This is a genomic window from Mucilaginibacter sp. (genome assembly GCF_028288225.1).
Lineage (GTDB): Bacteria > Bacteroidota > Bacteroidia > Sphingobacteriales > Sphingobacteriaceae > Mucilaginibacter.
Window position 1 is genome coordinate 176,529 of sequence record NZ_JAQBOC010000076.1, and the last position, 17,056, is coordinate 193,584.

Annotated in this window: 9 protein-coding genes; 5 read left to right on the plus strand and 4 right to left on the minus strand. The window is 40.7% G+C overall.

Annotated elements, in window-relative coordinates:
• Window positions 1-101 precede the first annotated feature (101 nt).
• Both JWQ54_RS22700 and JWQ54_RS22705 read right to left on the minus strand, forming a co-directional pair.
• Window positions 102-287, minus strand: a complete 186-nt coding sequence (locus JWQ54_RS22700; RefSeq protein WP_299589770.1) for a bacteriocin — start codon at window positions 285-287, stop codon at window positions 102-104.
• 60 nt (window positions 288-347) lie between these two features.
• Window positions 348-530, minus strand: coding sequence for a bacteriocin (locus tag JWQ54_RS22705; protein ID WP_299589773.1), 183 nt, complete (start codon window positions 528-530; stop codon window positions 348-350).
• A gap of 238 nt (window positions 531-768) precedes the next feature.
• Between JWQ54_RS22705 and JWQ54_RS22710 the strand changes: the two genes are divergently transcribed.
• From JWQ54_RS22710 to JWQ54_RS22720, 3 genes are all read left to right on the plus strand, one after another.
• A complete protein-coding gene (locus JWQ54_RS22710; protein ID WP_299589776.1) occupies window positions 769-2,154 on the plus strand; it encodes a M20/M25/M40 family metallo-hydrolase in 1,386 nt (461 codons plus the stop codon).
• A 91-nt stretch (window positions 2,155-2,245) separates the two neighbouring features.
• Window positions 2,246-3,535, plus strand: coding sequence for an MFS transporter (locus tag JWQ54_RS22715; RefSeq protein ID WP_299589779.1), 1,290 nt, complete (start codon window positions 2,246-2,248; stop codon window positions 3,533-3,535).
• Between the two features lie 211 nt (window positions 3,536-3,746).
• A complete protein-coding gene (locus tag JWQ54_RS22720) occupies window positions 3,747-7,973 on the plus strand; it encodes a two-component regulator propeller domain-containing protein (protein WP_299589782.1) in 4,227 nt (1,408 codons plus the stop codon).
• A 152-nt stretch (window positions 7,974-8,125) separates the two neighbouring features.
• Here JWQ54_RS22720 and JWQ54_RS22725 read toward each other — a convergent pair whose 3' ends face one another.
• Complete coding sequence (locus JWQ54_RS22725; RefSeq protein WP_299589785.1) at window positions 8,126-9,118, minus strand: polysaccharide deacetylase; 993 nt, start codon at window positions 9,116-9,118, stop codon at window positions 8,126-8,128.
• A gap of 120 nt (window positions 9,119-9,238) precedes the next feature.
• Between JWQ54_RS22725 and JWQ54_RS22730 the strand changes: the two genes are divergently transcribed.
• Window positions 9,239-9,955, plus strand: a complete 717-nt coding sequence (locus JWQ54_RS22730) for a pyridoxine 5'-phosphate synthase (protein ID WP_299589787.1) — start codon at window positions 9,239-9,241, stop codon at window positions 9,953-9,955.
• Window positions 9,956-10,372: 417 nt separating this feature from the next.
• On the opposite strand, the gene JWQ54_RS22735 is transcribed toward JWQ54_RS22730, so the two are convergent.
• Complete coding sequence (locus JWQ54_RS22735) at window positions 10,373-13,762, minus strand: gliding motility-associated C-terminal domain-containing protein (RefSeq protein ID WP_299589789.1); 3,390 nt, start codon at window positions 13,760-13,762, stop codon at window positions 10,373-10,375.
• 184 nt (window positions 13,763-13,946) lie between these two features.
• Between JWQ54_RS22735 and gcvP the strand changes: the two genes are divergently transcribed.
• Complete coding sequence (gene gcvP, locus JWQ54_RS22740) at window positions 13,947-16,856, plus strand: aminomethyl-transferring glycine dehydrogenase (protein ID WP_299589792.1); 2,910 nt, start codon at window positions 13,947-13,949, stop codon at window positions 16,854-16,856.
• Window positions 16,857-17,056: the final 200 nt, after the last annotated feature.

The following is a 17,056-nucleotide window of genomic DNA, read 5'->3' on the forward strand; positions in this document are numbered from 1 at the left end:
TGTAAGCACCTATTAATACATGCAACAAAAAACCCTCCAAAATAAGGGAGGGTTATTAAATCATTCTGCTCAATCAGCCGGTTGGCTAATAGCGCAATGAATTAAGAGCAGCCAAGAAAAGTCCCGTGCCCCGCAGCACTGCAATAGGCAGGCGCGCAACCAATTTGGTAAATACCACCAGTACAACTGGTATATCCGCTTACACCACCAGTAATCTGTTTTAATTCGTTCTTGGTTAATTCTTTTTCCAGGCTAAGTTTGCCCATTGGTTTTTTTTCCTTTTTCATGATAATAATTGGTTTAGTTTATTAAATCTCAACCAGCCGGTTGGCTAATAGCGCATTGAATTAAGAGCAGCCAAGAAAAGTCCCGTGCGGCCCAGTACAATAGGCAGGCGCGCAACCAATTTGATAAATACCATCACTACAACTGGTATATCCGGTCACACCACCAGTAATCTGTTTTAATTCGTTCTTGGTTAATTCTTTTTCCAGGCTAAGTTTGCCCATTGATTTTTTTTCCTTTTTCATGATAATAACTGGTTTAGTTTATTAAATGTAAGGATATATTTATTAATTACAAATATTATTTAATAAATAACTTTTATCATGTCAATAAAGCAAAACAAAATTATTAAATAATTATACACAAAATGATAAATGGTTTAAGCTGGGACGAAATCCCGTGATACTTTAAGATTTGCAAAGTTTTAAAAACTTCCTAAATCTGTTTTGCTAAACCATATATTTACAATTCAACTTTATAACAATGAAAATTAAACTTATACTCCTATCCGCCCTTATTTTAGCAAGTGGACTCCTAAAAGCCCAGGATTCCGTAATGATCAGAAAGATCTATGATGAAGAGCTGGTTAACGGGCAATGTTATGGAAATCTTCATTACCTGTGTAAAAATATTGGTCAGCGCATAAGCGGCTCGGCAAACGCGCAAAAGGCTGTTGAATGGGGTAAAAAGCTGATGGAAAGCTACGGCTTTGACCGTGTTTTTTTACAACCGGTAATGGTACCGCATTGGGTGCGCGGCGCTAAAGAAGAAGGAACAATAATTAAAGGTGACACTAAGATCAGTATACATATAGCTGCTTTGGGCATGTCGGTAGCTACTCCAAAAAATGGCATAACCGCACCCGTTATTGAGGTTCATAGCTTAAAAGAGCTTGAAACGCTTGGTAAAGATGTTATTAAAGGAAAGATTGTTTTCTTTAACCGCCCGTTTGATCCTAAATTTATTGAAACACTATGGGCTTACGGAACGGCGGGCGATCAGCGTAATGCAGGGCCCGCTGCTGCTGCAAAATACGGCGCAGTTGGCGTAATTGTACGCTCATTGACCGAAAGCCTTGATAATTATCCGCATACAGGTGCAACCTCAGTTGTAAAAAATGGAATTAATATTCCCGCGGCCGCAATTTCAACAATTGATGCCAACAAATTAAGCACGATGCTTAAAATGAGGTCGTTACCCGCCGTTAAGTTCTATTTTAAACAGAGCTGTAAAACACTGCCCGATGCACCATCATTCAATGTAGTGGGTGAAATGAAAGGCACTGAAAATCCTAATAAATTTATAACAGTTGGCGGTCACCTTGATTCATGGGACCTGGCCGAAGGTGCGCATGATGATGGTACAGGTGTAATGCAATCTGTTGAGGCGCTGCGCCTGCTTAAAGTTTTGGGATATAAACCTAAAAACTCCATAAGAGCGGTATTTTTTATAAATGAAGAAAACGGCGACAGAGGTGGCATTAAATATGCTGAACTTGCTGAACAGAATAAGGAAGAGCATATTGCAGCCATAGAATCAGACCTGGGTGGATTTACATCAAGAGGCTTTACCTTTGAAGGAGTATCACCGGCATGGATTCAAAATATTAATGGCAAATGGGGTAAACTGCTGGCACCCTATGGATCAGGTACCCTTGTAGCCGGTGGTGGAGGAAGCGATATTGGCCCTTTAATTGAAAAACAGAAAGGCATAGTATTGATTGGCTATTTACCCGATTCGCAGCGTTATTTTGATGTACACCATACACCTAATGACGTTTTTGAAAATGTGAACAAACGCGAACTTGAACTAGGTGCAGCATCAATGGCCTCATTGATCTATCTGATAGATATGCATGGGTTTAATTAGAAAATTCTTTTAAAGAAATCGAAGTCCTAAAAACTTCGATTTTTTTATTAAGCCGTAAATAGTAATTTTACGCACCACAAAAAAATCATTAGTGTCAGAAGAAGGCGAAAGTAAACACAAACCCGATTCCTTTGCAGCTTTGCGCTATAAAGATTTCCGCTCTTTTCTCGGGATGCGTTTTTTTTTCACATTCGCCAACCAGATGCAGGCTGTAATAATTGGCTTTTACGTTTATCAGCTTACAAAAAGTGCATTTGCATTAGGTTTGGTCGGCCTTTGTGAAGCCTTGCCCGCTATCGGCATTGCTATGTATGGCGGTTATGTAGCCGATAAATCTGAAAAGAGGAAAATGCTGCTCACCATTTCCTGTTTGATATTTTTTGCTTCCATTGTAATGTTTATAGTTACCATGAAAACCATGGGCCCATACATTCACAAAAGCTGGATAGTCCCTATCATATATTTTATGGTATTTTTAAATGGATTGGCCCGGGCCTTTTACGGTCCGGCTACCTTTACCATTTATGCGCAAAGTATCCCCAAAGAACTTTACGCTAATGGAAGTACCTGGAGCAGCTCAAGCTGGCAGGTCGCCTCTATCCTTGGCCCGGCAGCAGGTGGTTTAATTTATGGGTTTTATGGAATAACCATAGCATTCAGCGTGATAATTGTTATTCTGCTACTTTCAATTATACTTATCTACCTGTTACGCTCCTATCCTCCTGTATTTATACCTAAAGAAAATATATGGGTAAGTCTAAGAGAGGGGTTATCTTTTGTATTTAATAGCAAAATGCTCATCTGGGCCATGAGCCTCGACTTATTTTCGGTGTTTTTTGGCGGCGCTGTTGCGCTTTTACCTGTATTTGCCAATGATATTCTTAAGGTTGGCTCCGAGGGGTTAGGGATAATGCGTGCCACATCATCGTTAGGTGCTGTTTTAACAATGCTGGCAATGGCCAGGTTCTCGCCTATGGGTAAACCGTGGCGTAACCTGTTAATTGCCGTTGCAGGTTTTGGTTTATCCATTATATGCTTTGGCTTATCACGCAGCTTCTACCTGTCGCTCCTATTTCTGTTTACCGAGGGAGCTTTTGATAGCATCAGCGTAATTATCAGGGGTACTATTATGCAGCTGTTGACACCCGACCATATGCGTGGCAGGGTATCAGCCGTTAACTCCATGTTTATCGGTTCATCAAATGAGATAGGTGCATTTGAATCGGGCACTGCCGCAAAATTATTAGGAACAGTTACGTCGGTTATTTTTGGCGGCACCATGACGCTGGCAATTGTAACCATAACCTTCTTTAAAACCAAAAAGCTAATCCCATTATCGTTAAGCCAGATCCAAAAACCAGAAACCGTTACCACCGAATAAATTGCGCCTATTATTCTGGACTTGTAGCAAAGCCGATCCTTTTGGCTTTCATCCAATTACATAACCTTTATTTAAAAACATCGTAAAAGGTACCCAACAGTTTGATATATGTTTATGATGGCCAACCATGCTTTCAATTGCCATTATAACCGGATAACCTGCTGATAAGAAAATATTGGTAATGTTATATTCCTTCCTAAAATTATTTATTTTGCCCCTGGCATTGTTATTCAGCATTTTACTATTGCTCAATAACAGTGTAAATGCTCAAAATAAGGTAATAAAGTTCTCGTCCCTAACCATTGATGATGGTCTTTCTCAAAGCGATGTGAAATGTATTATAAAAGATCATTTAGGATTCATGTGGTTTTCAACAGATGATGGATTAAACCGCTATGATGGCTATAACTTTACTGTTTACAGGCACAACCCAAAGGATCTGCACTCCTTACCCGCTAATAATATCACTAATATTCTTGAAGATAAGGAAGGCCATATATGGATTGGAAGTGGCAACGGGCTAAGTGAATATAACAGGAATTCCAACTCTTTTACCACTTTAATTTCAAACAGAAATGATGAAAGTACATTATCAAGCCCTGATATAAATTACATTTTTCAGGATAGTAAAAATAATATATGGGTTGCTACCTATTCAGGTTTGAATCTGCTGGATGCAAAAACGAAAAAATTTAAAAGATTTTTCTACACCAAAAATCACGATGATATTGTCGGGCACCATATTAACGCTATAACCGAAGACAATGAGGGCAACTTATGGCTGGGCACAGGTGGCGGGCTGATACAGTTTAATTATGGTACCGGTTTTACAAAGCTTTATTTGCATGGCGATAAAAATAGTTTAAGCAATAACCAGATAAACACCCTGTTGAAAAATACTGATGGCAATTTATACATCGGCACGGTTGGCAGCGGTCTTGACCTGTTCAATATCAAAACAAAAACCTTTACCAATTTTTCGCATCAGCCTGGCAATGCTAACTCCTTAGTTAATAATAATGTATTTGCTTTAACCTACGGCATTGATAAAAAAATATGGGTTGGCACAGAGGACGGCCTCGACCTGTTTGATGAAAATAAAGGGATATTTACAAAATACATCAGTGACAATAAGTCAACAACCAGCGAAAATAATTCTATAAACTGCATTTATAATAACGAGGGCATTTTATGGCTCGGAACTTATGAAGCGGGCGTAAAGTTTTATGATACCAATCTATCATTGTTTGATTATTTCCATAAAGATCTTCTTAGTCCTGATGGATTGAGCAATAATATAGTTACCTCTTTTGCCGAAACTGAGAAAGGATACTGGATAGGCACCGACGGTGGCGGTTTAAACTTTTTAAACTCTTCAACACAAAAATTCACGCATTATTTTCCACAGCCGGGAAATAAAAATTCCGTGAGCGGTAAACATGTAATTAGATTATTGAACGACAGCAAAAAAAACCTTTGGATAGGATATTACGGTGCCGGGCTTGATTTAATGAATATCCGAACCAAAAGCTTTACCCATTATACGGTTGGCAGCAAACCAAATCAAATAAGCGGAGCAAATGTTTTTGGAATTGCCGAAGACAAAAACGGGAACATTTGGGTAGGTATGGATGGCGCAGGCCTTAATGTTATCAGTAACTCAAAAGTTATAAAGCGGTATCAATATACATCGGCTGACACTATTCATTCTTTGTCAAACAATGATATACAAACCATTTACAGGGACAGGGAAAACAACATGTGGATCGGCACCTATGCCGGCTTAAATCTTTACAATCCGGCTACTGACAATTTTACCCACTTTAAACCTTATAACAGCGGCCTGTCAAGCAATGTTATCATTTCGATATTTGAAGATGCGAAAGGAAACATTTGGGTTGGCACCCTTGGAGGTGGCCTTAACTTATATGACAAGCATAAAAGAACTTTCTCCGCCTATGTATTCCCCGGTGGCTCGAACTACTCAATAATTAATAGCATTACTGAGGACGACAATGGTTTTATATGGGTTAGTACCAATGCCGGTATTATAAGTTTTAAGCCTAATACAAATAATTTTAGAAAATATACTATTTCAAATAACCTGCAGGGCTATGAGTTTTTTATGGGAGCCGGGTTAAAGGCTCTCAATGGCGAATTGCTTTTTGGCGGTCACAAGGGCTTCAACATAATTGACCCTTACCAACTGGCTGTAAATAAAAATAAACACCATGTAGTATTTACTGATTTTCAGCTATTCAATAAAAAGGTAGCCATAGGCGATGGCTCTGTTCTTAAACAGTCTATTACCCAAACAAAAGAGATCAGGCTTAAATATGCACAATCAGTTTTCACTATTGAGTACAGCGCTTTAAATTATACACTGCCCGAAATGAACTCCTATGCTTATATGCTGGAGGAATTTGAAAACAGCTGGAATTATGTGGGTACGCAAAGAAAAGCTACCTACACTAATCTTGACCCCGGCGAATATACTTTTAAAGTAAAAGCGGCCAATAGTGATGGCATTTGGAATGACGCACCTGCTACTATTAAAATTATAATAATACCGCCTTTTTATATGACTTGGTGGCTCAGGATAGGGATTCTTTTGGCAATTTGCCTGGTTATTTACAGTTATTACCGTTACCGCATATTTACCATAAAGGCACAGAAAAAAATATTACAAAAGCTGGTTAAAGAACAAACCGCCGAAGTAGTTAAAAAATCTGAAGAGCTTCAAAATCAGTCGGAAGAATTACAATCACTAAATGAAGAGCTGCTGGCACAATCCGAAGAGTTGCAATCACAGTCGGATTATTTACAAGAGTTAAATAACGAGTTGAAGGATCAGAAAGACCAGGAGCTGCAGGCACGTAAAGAAGCCGAAAAGGCAAATAAAGCCAAAAGTGTTTTTTTGGCTACCATGAGCCATGAGATAAGGACACCTATGAATGGTGTATTGGGCATGACATCGTTGCTTTGTGAAACGCCATTGAATGCCGAGCAGCGGGAATATGCTGATATTATTAAAGTTAGTGGAGAAAACCTGCTAAATGTAATTAATGATATCCTGGATTTCTCGAAAATAGAATCGGGCCAGATGGAACTTGATCATCACGAGTTTGACCTAAGACATTGTATTGAAGATGCACTGGATCTTTTTTCAGAATCGGCTGCTAAAAAACAATTAAACCTGCTATATCAAATAGCGCATAACGTACCTGAAAAGTTAATTGGCGATCAGCTGCGCATAAGGCAGATTTTGTTAAACCTGGTGAACAACGCCATTAAATTTACCAGTAAAGGAGAAATCCTGATTGAGGTGAGCCTGCTTGAAGCGGATGGGAATAACCTAAACCTTGGGTTTAAAATTAAAGATACCGGTATGGGCATACCTAACGAAAAACTTAGCCGGTTGTTTAAGGCATTTTCGCAGATTGATGCTTCAACTACCCGCCTGCATGGCGGAACCGGCCTGGGCCTGGCTATATGCGAACGTTTGGTTGAGCTGATGGGCGGCAGTATTGATATTGAAAGTGAACCTGGAAAAGGCACATCGGTAATATTTAATATAAAAAGCATCAAAGACGATAAGACGGTAACGGTAGCTAACAGCTTTAGCGTAACCGGTGATACTGGTAAACGTGTTTTGGTAATTAATCAAAGTCCGAAAATTTTAAGTCTTTTAGAAGATCAGCTTAATAAATGGAAATTAATCTCTGTTTGTACTTCAACTGCCAACGAAGCGCTAAAACATTTAACTGGTGGCGAAAAATTTAACCTGGTAATAACAGGCACCAACATTCCGGATACAGATACCCTTGAACTAACAAAGGCTATTAAAAATATCGATCAAAACATCCCGGTTATATTAATATGCTCAGTCCTCGAAAAAAATAAAATTGCAGACAAGTCTGTTAAAATATTATTAAAGCCTGTTAAGCAGCAGCAATTAAGCAATCTTATACAAGCCGGGTTGCTGCACAGCCAGCCTTTATCATCAGAAAAAACAACTGCAACCTTGCTTTCTGAGCAATTTGCTCAAAGATTCCCGATGAACATCCTGATTGCCGAAGATAACCTGATCAACCAAAAGTTGATCACAAAAATTATAAATAAACTGGGTTATACACCGCAGGTGGTTAATAATGGCAACCAGGTGTTAGAAATAATTGCCAATGATTTTTTTGATATTATATTAATGGATGTACAAATGCCGGAGCTTGACGGACTGGAAACTACCCGGATCATCCGAAAAAACGAGTTAAAACAACCCTATATAATAGCCATGACAGCCAGCGCAATGGCCGAGGATAAAGCCGCCTGTATGGAAGCCGGAATGAATCATTTTATTTCAAAACCAATCAGTATCCAGAATTTGATTAACGTTTTGGAATGTTCGTACGTTGAAAAAGAGGTTGGTCATAACGTGTAAATTTTCAATTAATAATACCGTCATGCTGACTTGTTTCAGCACCCCCAGCATAAAGGTATGTGGTAGATATGTATACTACCAGGCAAACGAAAATGTCTTGTGGGGTGCCGATCCGACCAGTTGGCGGACGACATGACCTGCGAGGAGGTTAATTATTCCCCCTGAAACTCCTCATCCACACTCTCCCGCAAATCATAAAGCAGCCATTGTTTTTTAGCGATGGATTTCGTTTTTGATTTTAACAGCTTTATAAAATCGTTTACTCCTACCGGTTCGTTACCATTCCCATGAATCAAAACTATACTGCCGGCCTGTGGCTGCTGCCCTTTGGCTAACCAGGCATCAGTACCTATAGGGATCAATCCAAAATTTGTGATCTCAAACACCAGTTTTTGATCAGATACAAGCCCCGGGAAGCGAAAAAACACGGACGGCAACAGGCCGTTTTTAAGCATGGCTATTTCTGTTTCCATCACTTCATAATTAATATTTGTCCCTGCTTCCAGTAAAAAATTCTGTTTTAGCGGCAACGTTGCGCTTACCCGGTGATTAAAGGAATGATTTATCCAGGTGATATAAATTTCGCCATCCTGCTGCATTTTTTTTAGCCATTCCAGGTCCTGCGGATGCTGCCGCATCCATATACCGGTAATAGATAGTGCTACAGGAACCGGGCGCTCTACCTTTTTAAATTGAGCAATAATATCAGTAAAGATCCTTTTATCCAGCGGTCTGTGCGAAGGGCATAGGTCTGCCGTTAAAGTTATTCCGGTTTGTTTGGGCATGCCACTTTCAATGCCAGCATCCTGGGTGTTTACTGATTGTTTGTCTGCTTTTTGTAAGGCCTTAATATAAGGCGATGTTTTAAAAAACAGCTTTGCTTCATCAAGCGTCATTGGCTTAACCTGGTAAAAATCGGGTTCATCTATTCTGGTTTCCAAGGTTTGAGGGTTTACCAGCAAAAAATAACTTTTGTTATCATTATCAAACTGACGGATGATCATCCAATCCCGAGGGGTATGTTTGGCCCATCCGTAGTAAACCCGGTAATTGGTGATTTTGGTATAATTAGCCTGGGCATTGACATTAATTACGCACGCTGGGAATAAAAAAAGAAGCAATAAATATTTTAATAGTTGTTTCATTGAAATTTCGGATACCGGATGTTCAATTTCGAATTTAGTATTTATAAGTTTGTATTAAGATTAAAGGAGCTAAAAATAATAAGCAAATCCGAAATCGTAATTCGTAAATCCAAAATCCTCATGACCCGTCTATCTGTAAACATCAATAAAATAGCCACCCTTCGTAACTCACGTGGAGGCAATAATCCAGACCCGGTACAAGTAGCAAAAGACTGCGAGCTTTTTGGTGCGCAGGGGATAACCGTACACCCCCGGCCTGACGAAAGACACATTCGCTATAATGATGTTTTTGAGCTGAAGAAAATTGTTACTACCGAGTTTAATATTGAAGGCAATTGCCAGGAGCAAAAATTTATTGATCTTGTATTAGCAAATAAACCCGAACAGGTTACGCTTGTGCCTGATATTTTAGGACAAATCACCTCAAACCATGGCTGGGACACCATTACTAATCAGCAATACTTGACTGATATGATAAAGGTTTTTAAAGATGCCGGCATCAGGGTCTCTATATTTGTTGATCCGGTTGTTGAAATGGTTGAAGGTGCTGCCAAAACCGGTACCGACCGCATTGAGCTTTATACGGAAGCTTATGCTCATCAATATCATTCAAACAAAGAGCTTGCAATAGCACCTTATATAAAAGCCGCAGAAGTGGCCAAAGAACTGGGCATTGGCATAAACGCAGGCCACGACCTCGACCTGCAAAACCTTAAATATTTTGCAAAGAATATTCCGGGTTTGGATGAGGTGAGTATTGGGCATGCACTTATAAGCGATGCATTGTATTATGGGCTGGAGAATATTATACAGATGTATTTAAGGCAGTTGGCATAAAGGCCTAGATATTCACTCGGAAGATTACAAAAAACATCGCTCTGTGCGACGCCCTCCCCAGGAAATTAAGCTGCCATGTATACATCTTTTTGATTTTTTGCTCGGTATTTATGTTTTGATGGTGGCTTTAAGTATAAAAATCAACAATGACCCATCGGGTCTACCCCTTTGTAGAAAAAACGATAAAATATTTTTTTGACTCGTAGAGTCTACCCTTTGTCCGCAAGACCTTTAGACTGGCGGAGGGTAGACTCTACGAGTCAAAAAAGAATGCATTTGTGCCTCTACAAAGGGGTAGACCCGATGGGTCACAGATCAAAACAAGACTGTTACTGGCACCCTTTTACTTAAAGATGTATACACTCGGTGTCGCTCTAGGAAAGAATCGCAAATTCTTCCTCTTACTACCAACTTAAACTACCTGATGATAGTTAAGCTGCCCGACAGTATATTACAATTTGTTTTCAAATTAATAATATAATAGTATACACCCGCGGATAGCTCTTTTGCATTCAGGTTCCCATCGAACGGAGTACCATAACCTTTGGATTCATATACTTTTTGTCCGTACCGGGAAAATACCTGTACAATTGCATCAGGATAATTTTCTATACTGGTAATTTTCCAATAATCATTAATACCATCGCCATTGGGGGTGAAGGTGTTGGCAATATTTACTACTGACAAGCCAACGACTACCTTCACCTCGGTGCGGGAGCTTTCACATGTTCCGTTTAGCTGGGTTACAAAATAGCTCCGGTTAGCGTTTACAGCAATATTGAACTTACCCCCCTTTTGTTCATCTATGGGCTGGGCGCTGCTTTGGGTATCATATAAACGATAGGTAACGGATGACGATGCATTATTAACAATAAGCAACGCACTGCCGCTGCTGCATAATTGCAGATCTGAAACCGAAGGCGCTGCTACATCTGCAGATTCGTCTGTGATGGTATAACGAAGATCCACATTACCACACCTGGTATCAACAATATTTAAAACATATTTACCGGCAGCAAGGTTTGTAATTGAGCTGGTTTCACCTATTACCTCGTTATTGGCATTAGTCCACTTATAGGTATATGGCGGTACCCCCCCGGTAATACTAACATTGCTTATGCTCCCAATTTTTAACCCGCATTGGTCATTTACGGATTCTCCTGTGCTTGCCACTTTATATTCCGGCACTTCGTCAATAGTGTAGGTATTATATAAATTTTCGCAGCCGTTTTGGTCGGTTATGTAAAGGGTGTAGGTTCCGGCTGTTACACCATTAATTGAAGACTGGTCGCCGGCGGGTGCGCCCTGGCTATCAACCCAGCGTAGGCTTTTAACCAGTCCGTCGGTAGCCACATAAACCGAGCCGTTTTTGCCGCCAAAGCAGGACGCAACAAGTGTAGCCGAATAGTGTGGCAATTGCACGGGCGCCTGCTGGCCAACGGTGTAAGGCTGGCTGGTTTTGCTACAGCCAAAATTATTTGACGCGGTGAAAGTATAAACGCCGGGGGCAGCGCCCATAAAATCGGAGGTATTGGATACTACTTTATTATCGGCATCCATCCATTGAAATTTAGTAGCACCTGTAAAACTGATGCCTTTTATCGTTCCGTTATTTTGGCTGCAACTGGCTATGTATGTTTGCACTTTTGATTCATCAAGCGTAATCCCATTTGTTTCAGGAATTACTATTTCTGTTGTATAGATTGAGCCGCATTGCGTATCATCAGTAACCTGTAATTTATAAGTTCCGCCCGGCTGGGTTAAAAGATCTTTGTTTGTACCAACCTCTTGCTGCTGATCATTTGTCCAGCTGTATTTCAAGGTACCGCTGCCTGTGGCGCTAATGTTTGTAATTGATCCGGTTGATTGTCCGCAGTTTGTTGATTGTATTTTGGCGGCGGTTTGGTTGATGTTTGGGCCGGTGGCATTTTTTAAGACTACCGGGCCATAGGTCGTGCTGCATTTTGTGACAATATCTGTCATGGTAAGTGTATAACTCCCCGGTGGTAAGTCATTTATGTCACTCTCGTGCCCTGCAATATGGTTATTTTCATCCTTCCATTCATACGAAGCACCATCACTTGAATTGGTAGTTGTTGACAACCCTGTTATAGAGCCCCCCTTACCGCACGAAGGTTGAACAATGGAAACATAAGGATCAAATATCAGGGGCTCTATATCGTATAAATCGTAGAAACCTGATTGATATTTGCAGTTACCATTATATCCCACTGCATAATAAGTTCCAGGGCCTAACCCCCTAACCGTAGAGCCATCGCCGACCTTAACATTATTTTTGTCGTACCATTCCATTTTAAGTACATATTGAGACGCCTCAATAGCTATTACACCGTTGTTTTGATGGCACGACGGCTGGCTTACAATGCGATTTCTGTAATCGTAATAAGAAATATTAGGCGTTGTATATTGCGATGAATTTTGATTGAGCAATGCATTTGCCAGCATTTTCCTGTTTGCAAAATTGCCGCCTAACTTCCAAATACCATTGGCGTCGGTGGTAACAGTTTGTATAAAAGTCTGGGGGTTGCAAGTAGAACAATCGGTTTTGTCTTCATAAATGTAAATGACCGAACCGGGGTTGCATGTACCTGAAATCTGCGTATCGTTATTTATCAGTACTTTAATGTTGGGTATAATCGGCGGATTTTGTGTGTCATTACTAATGATATATGGCGTAGCACCAATACAATTCAGACTGTTTTTCAGGACTTGAATATTGCTGGAGTTTTGAGAACCGATACCATCAATAGTATTGTCAATACCATGAAAAATATTCTGTTGGGCAATATCATTTGACCCTATGATACCGTTTGCACATTCATACATTTCAATATAACTGGGACGTAGAGAAGGGCTGGGAATATCAGCATCTGTATTGGCATATACTTTAAAACCGTCCATGCCATTTAGTTCAAGATCAAAACTGTTGGCTTTATTATTATTGATCGTGAAGTTTTTCCCGCTTCCCTTAATAACAACAGACTTATCTGTTATAGGTGAACCATCTTTATTGAGGCCAAGCAAATTATTAGAAACCCGGTCATTGCTTCCTGCAATTGACAAAGTACCCAACAAGTGGTTACCTTCAGATGGAGTATCACCACCAAATAACACGTTATCATCCGTTAGGAACACGCCACCATACATACTATTCCCATCCATATAACCATAATCAAAATAATTGGATTGGATTTTAATGTTGCCGATTACACTATTTGTCGTGATGGGATAGTCGTTATCACATACAGTATAGTCACTATTACTAATAAAATTACCTTTACCCGGGGCGCCTATTGTTATATTGCCTGAAGCGATAATTAAAATTCCCGCATTTATTACATAGGCGTCTTGAAACGTATTTCTCAGATAAAAGAAACCTTCGATATCGAGCCCAAATATGCTTACGTTAGTAACATTGAGTATAGCGAATGCACCGCCCGACACACCATACACTATATATTGAAACCTGTCGACGGCTATCTTTACACGGGCATCTCCAAGATTTAAATCAGGTCCGGGCTGTGTTGATGCATCAATTACTACATTGGATGATACGTAGGGTAACTCACTCTCTAAAGTTATAGTCCGGCCAGTTACACTCAAATCCGGCAGATTAAAATTAATATAATCAATCTGTGTCGTACCATTTGCAGCCGCTTTTGTCAAAGCCTCCCGCAAAGTTCCCGGCCCCGAATCCGCTTTACTGGTAACCACAAAAACAGCTGAAAATGATCTCAGGCTTAGTATAAAAAATAATAAAAAAAGGAAAATGCTCTTGTGATACATTAATTAGGGTATTCAAAGCCAAAATACCACTTTATTAATTAATTTATCAAGTTAACCCTGGTTGATTTTGCTTTGAAGATTATCAATTACATCTTACTGTAAAATCCCTAACATTAGGTTAACCTAATTGATACTCATTATCTAAAATTGTACCTTTGCCCCAAAATAACTGACCACCCATTTGATGAAGTTGAATATTGATTACCAGGAAAAATTCCAGTCGCGTCATATAGCTCCAAACGAAGCTGATACCGCACAAATGTTAAAAGCTGTTGGCGTAAATTCATTGGACGAATTGATCGCTCAAACCATTCCGGAAAAGATAAGATTAAAAGCACCGCTTAATCTTCCGCCGGCAAAAAGCGAGTTTGATTATTTAGATGCGCTGAAACAAACTGCCTCAAAAAACAAAGTATTTAAATCATTTATTGGCCAGGGTTATTATGATGTAATTGTGCCCGGTGTTATCCAGCGCAACATTCTTGAAAACCCCGGCTGGTACACCCAATACACCCCCTACCAAGCCGAAATAGCCCAGGGGCGTTTACAGGCGCTGTTAAATTTCCAAACTATGGTGATTGACCTTACAGGGATGGAAATTGCCAATGCATCATTGCTTGATGAAGGCACAGCTGCTGCTGAAGCTATGTTTATGCAATACAGCCTTCGCAAAAATCAAAACGCAAATGTGTTTTTTGTATCTGAGGAAGTGTTCCCGCAAACCATTGATATTTTAAAAACCCGTGCACAGCCTTATGGCATTGAATTAAGAATTGGCGATCATCAGACAGTTGAATTAACCGATGATATGTTTGGCGCCATAGTTCAATATCCTGCAGGTAATGGTGCGGTTTATAATTATACCGACTACGCCGCAAAAGCGCACGAAAAAGGCATTAAACTTACCGTAGTTGCCGATATAATGAGCCTGGTGCTGTTAACCCCTCCCGGCGAATGGGGTGCGGATATTGTTGTCGGCTCAACCCAGCGCTTTGGCGTGCCAATGGGCTTTGGCGGACCTCATGCTGCATTTTTTGCTACTAAAGAAGAATACAAACGTTCAATCCCCGGCCGTATAATAGGGGTTACTATTGATAGCGCAGGCAATTATGCTTTGCGGATGGCGCTGCAAACGCGCGAGCAGCATATCCGCAGGGATAAGGCTACTTCAAATATTTGTACTGCGCAGGCATTACTTGCTATTATGGCCGGTATGTATGCCGTTTATCATGGCCCTGCAGGTATTAAACTGATTGCTGAAAGAATCCATGGCTTAACTGTTTTACTGGCTGGGTCATTAGGACAATTAGGTTATGAGCAGCTGAACGACAGCTATTTTGATACGGTAAAGTTTGAACTTGGTAATTTGGCTAGCCCGGTTCATGCAGAGGCTATCAATAACCAGATGAACTTTAACTATAAAGGTTCGGCTGTTACTATATCTGTTGATGAAACCACTTCACCTGAAGATATAAAAACCATTGTCCGCTTTTTTGCACGCGTGAAAGGCAAAACACTGAACGATGTAAGCTTTGACGAACTTAAGACAAACCTTACAACGGTTATCCCTGCCGAATTGCAGCGTAAATCAGCATACTTAACGCATTCCTTATTTAACTCGCATCATTCAGAACATGAAATGCTGCGCTATATCAAATCACTGGAGGCAAAAGATCTTTCTCTTTGTCATTCAATGATTGCTTTGGGTTCATGCACCATGAAGCTGAATGCTACTACCGAGATGGTTCCTGTAACCTGGGCAGAATTCAGCAAAATGCACCCCTTTGCACCAACCGACCAGGTTGGTGGTTATATGCAGCTATTTGATGAGCTGAATAACTGGCTAAGCGAGATCACAGGCTTTGCAGCCATGAGCTTACAGCCAAACGCAGGGGCACAAGGCGAATACGCCGGCCTGATGGTGATCCGTGCTTATCATAATGATCGTGGCGACAGTCACCGCAATATTGCCCTGATCCCATCATCGGCACACGGTACCAACCCTGCATCAGCTGCAATGGCCGGTATGAAGATTGTTGTGGTTAGATGCGACGATAACGGGAACATTGACGTTGCCGATCTGAAAGCCAAAGCCGAACAATATAAAAATGAGCTTTCCTGTTTGATGGTAACTTATCCGTCAACGCATGGTGTGTTTGAAGAGTCGATCATCGAGATCTGCGAGATCATCCATGCAAATGGCGGTCAGGTTTATATGGATGGCGCAAATATGAATGCGCAGGTAGGTCTAACAAGTCCGGCTAATATTGGTGCTGATGTTTGCCACCTTAACTTACATAAAACATTCTGTATTCCGCATGGCGGTGGCGGCCCGGGCATGGGCCCTATCGGTGTAGCAAAACACCTGGTACCTTACTTACCAGGGCATGCGGTTGTTGATATCGATAAAGGCAAATCAATCCACGCAGTATCATCAGCGCCATGGGGATCAGCTTCTATCCTGATCATCTCACACGCATATATAGCTATGATGGGCAGCGAAGGCTTAACTGACGCAACCCGTTATGCCATCCTAAATGCCAACTATATCAAAACACGCCTGCAACATCACTACCCTGTGCTATACACAGGCGCTAACGGTCGTTGTGCGCACGAAATGATCCTGGATTGCCGCTCATTTAAGAGCTTCGGCATCGAGGTTACTGACATTGCCAAACGCTTAATGGACTATGGCTTCCATGCACCAACTGTATCATTCCCTGTTGCCGGTACGGTTATGGTTGAGCCAACAGAGTCAGAACCTAAACACGAACTTGACCGTTTTTGCGATGCGATGATCTCTATCCGTCATGAAATTGATAACGTGGAAAAAGGCTTATCTGACAAAACTGATAACCCTCTTAAAAATGCGCCGCATACTGCATCGGTAATTACGGCTAATGAGTGGGAACATCCATACACCCGTCAAAAAGCTGCATTTCCGCTGCCTTACGTTGCTGCCTATAAATTCTGGCCGTCGGTTGGCCGTGTAAACGATACTTATGGAGATAGGACATTGATCTGCAGCTGTCCGCCTTTAACAGACTATGAATTTGAAGAGAGTGAAATAACAACTCCGGAATACGGAACGTGAAGTTGATGTGCGAATTTCTGATGTGCGGATGTGCGGATGAAATTGGCAGATATTTATAAAATAAGAAAGCCGTTGGATGATTTTATCCGGCGGCTTTTTTGTTTTAAACAAACTTGCGAAGTTTTGAAAACTTCGCGAGTTTTAAACCATATCTATCTCAACAAAAAACCCCGGCTAAATACATAACCGGGGTTTTCTTA

What these genes read in the sequence shown, in the direction of transcription:
- JWQ54_RS22700 (WP_299589770.1), bottom strand. Translation starts at nt 287, where the DNA reads ATGAAAAAGGAAAAAAAACCAATGGGCAAACTTAGCCTGGAAAAAGAA.
- JWQ54_RS22705 (WP_299589773.1), bottom strand. Translation starts at nt 530, where the DNA reads ATGAAAAAGGAAAAAAAATCAATGGGCAAACTTAGCCTGGAAAAAGAA.
- JWQ54_RS22710 (WP_299589776.1), top strand. Translation starts at nt 769, where the DNA reads ATGAAAATTAAACTTATACTCCTATCCGCCCTTATTTTAGCAAGTGGA.
- JWQ54_RS22725 (WP_299589785.1), bottom strand. Translation starts at nt 9,118, where the DNA reads ATGAAACAACTATTAAAATATTTATTGCTTCTTTTTTTATTCCCAGCG.
- JWQ54_RS22730 (WP_299589787.1), top strand. Translation starts at nt 9,239, where the DNA reads ATGACCCGTCTATCTGTAAACATCAATAAAATAGCCACCCTTCGTAAC.
- JWQ54_RS22735 (WP_299589789.1), bottom strand. Translation starts at nt 13,762, where the DNA reads ATGTATCACAAGAGCATTTTCCTTTTTTTATTATTTTTTATACTAAGC.
- gcvP (WP_299589792.1), top strand. Translation starts at nt 13,947, where the DNA reads ATGAAGTTGAATATTGATTACCAGGAAAAATTCCAGTCGCGTCATATA.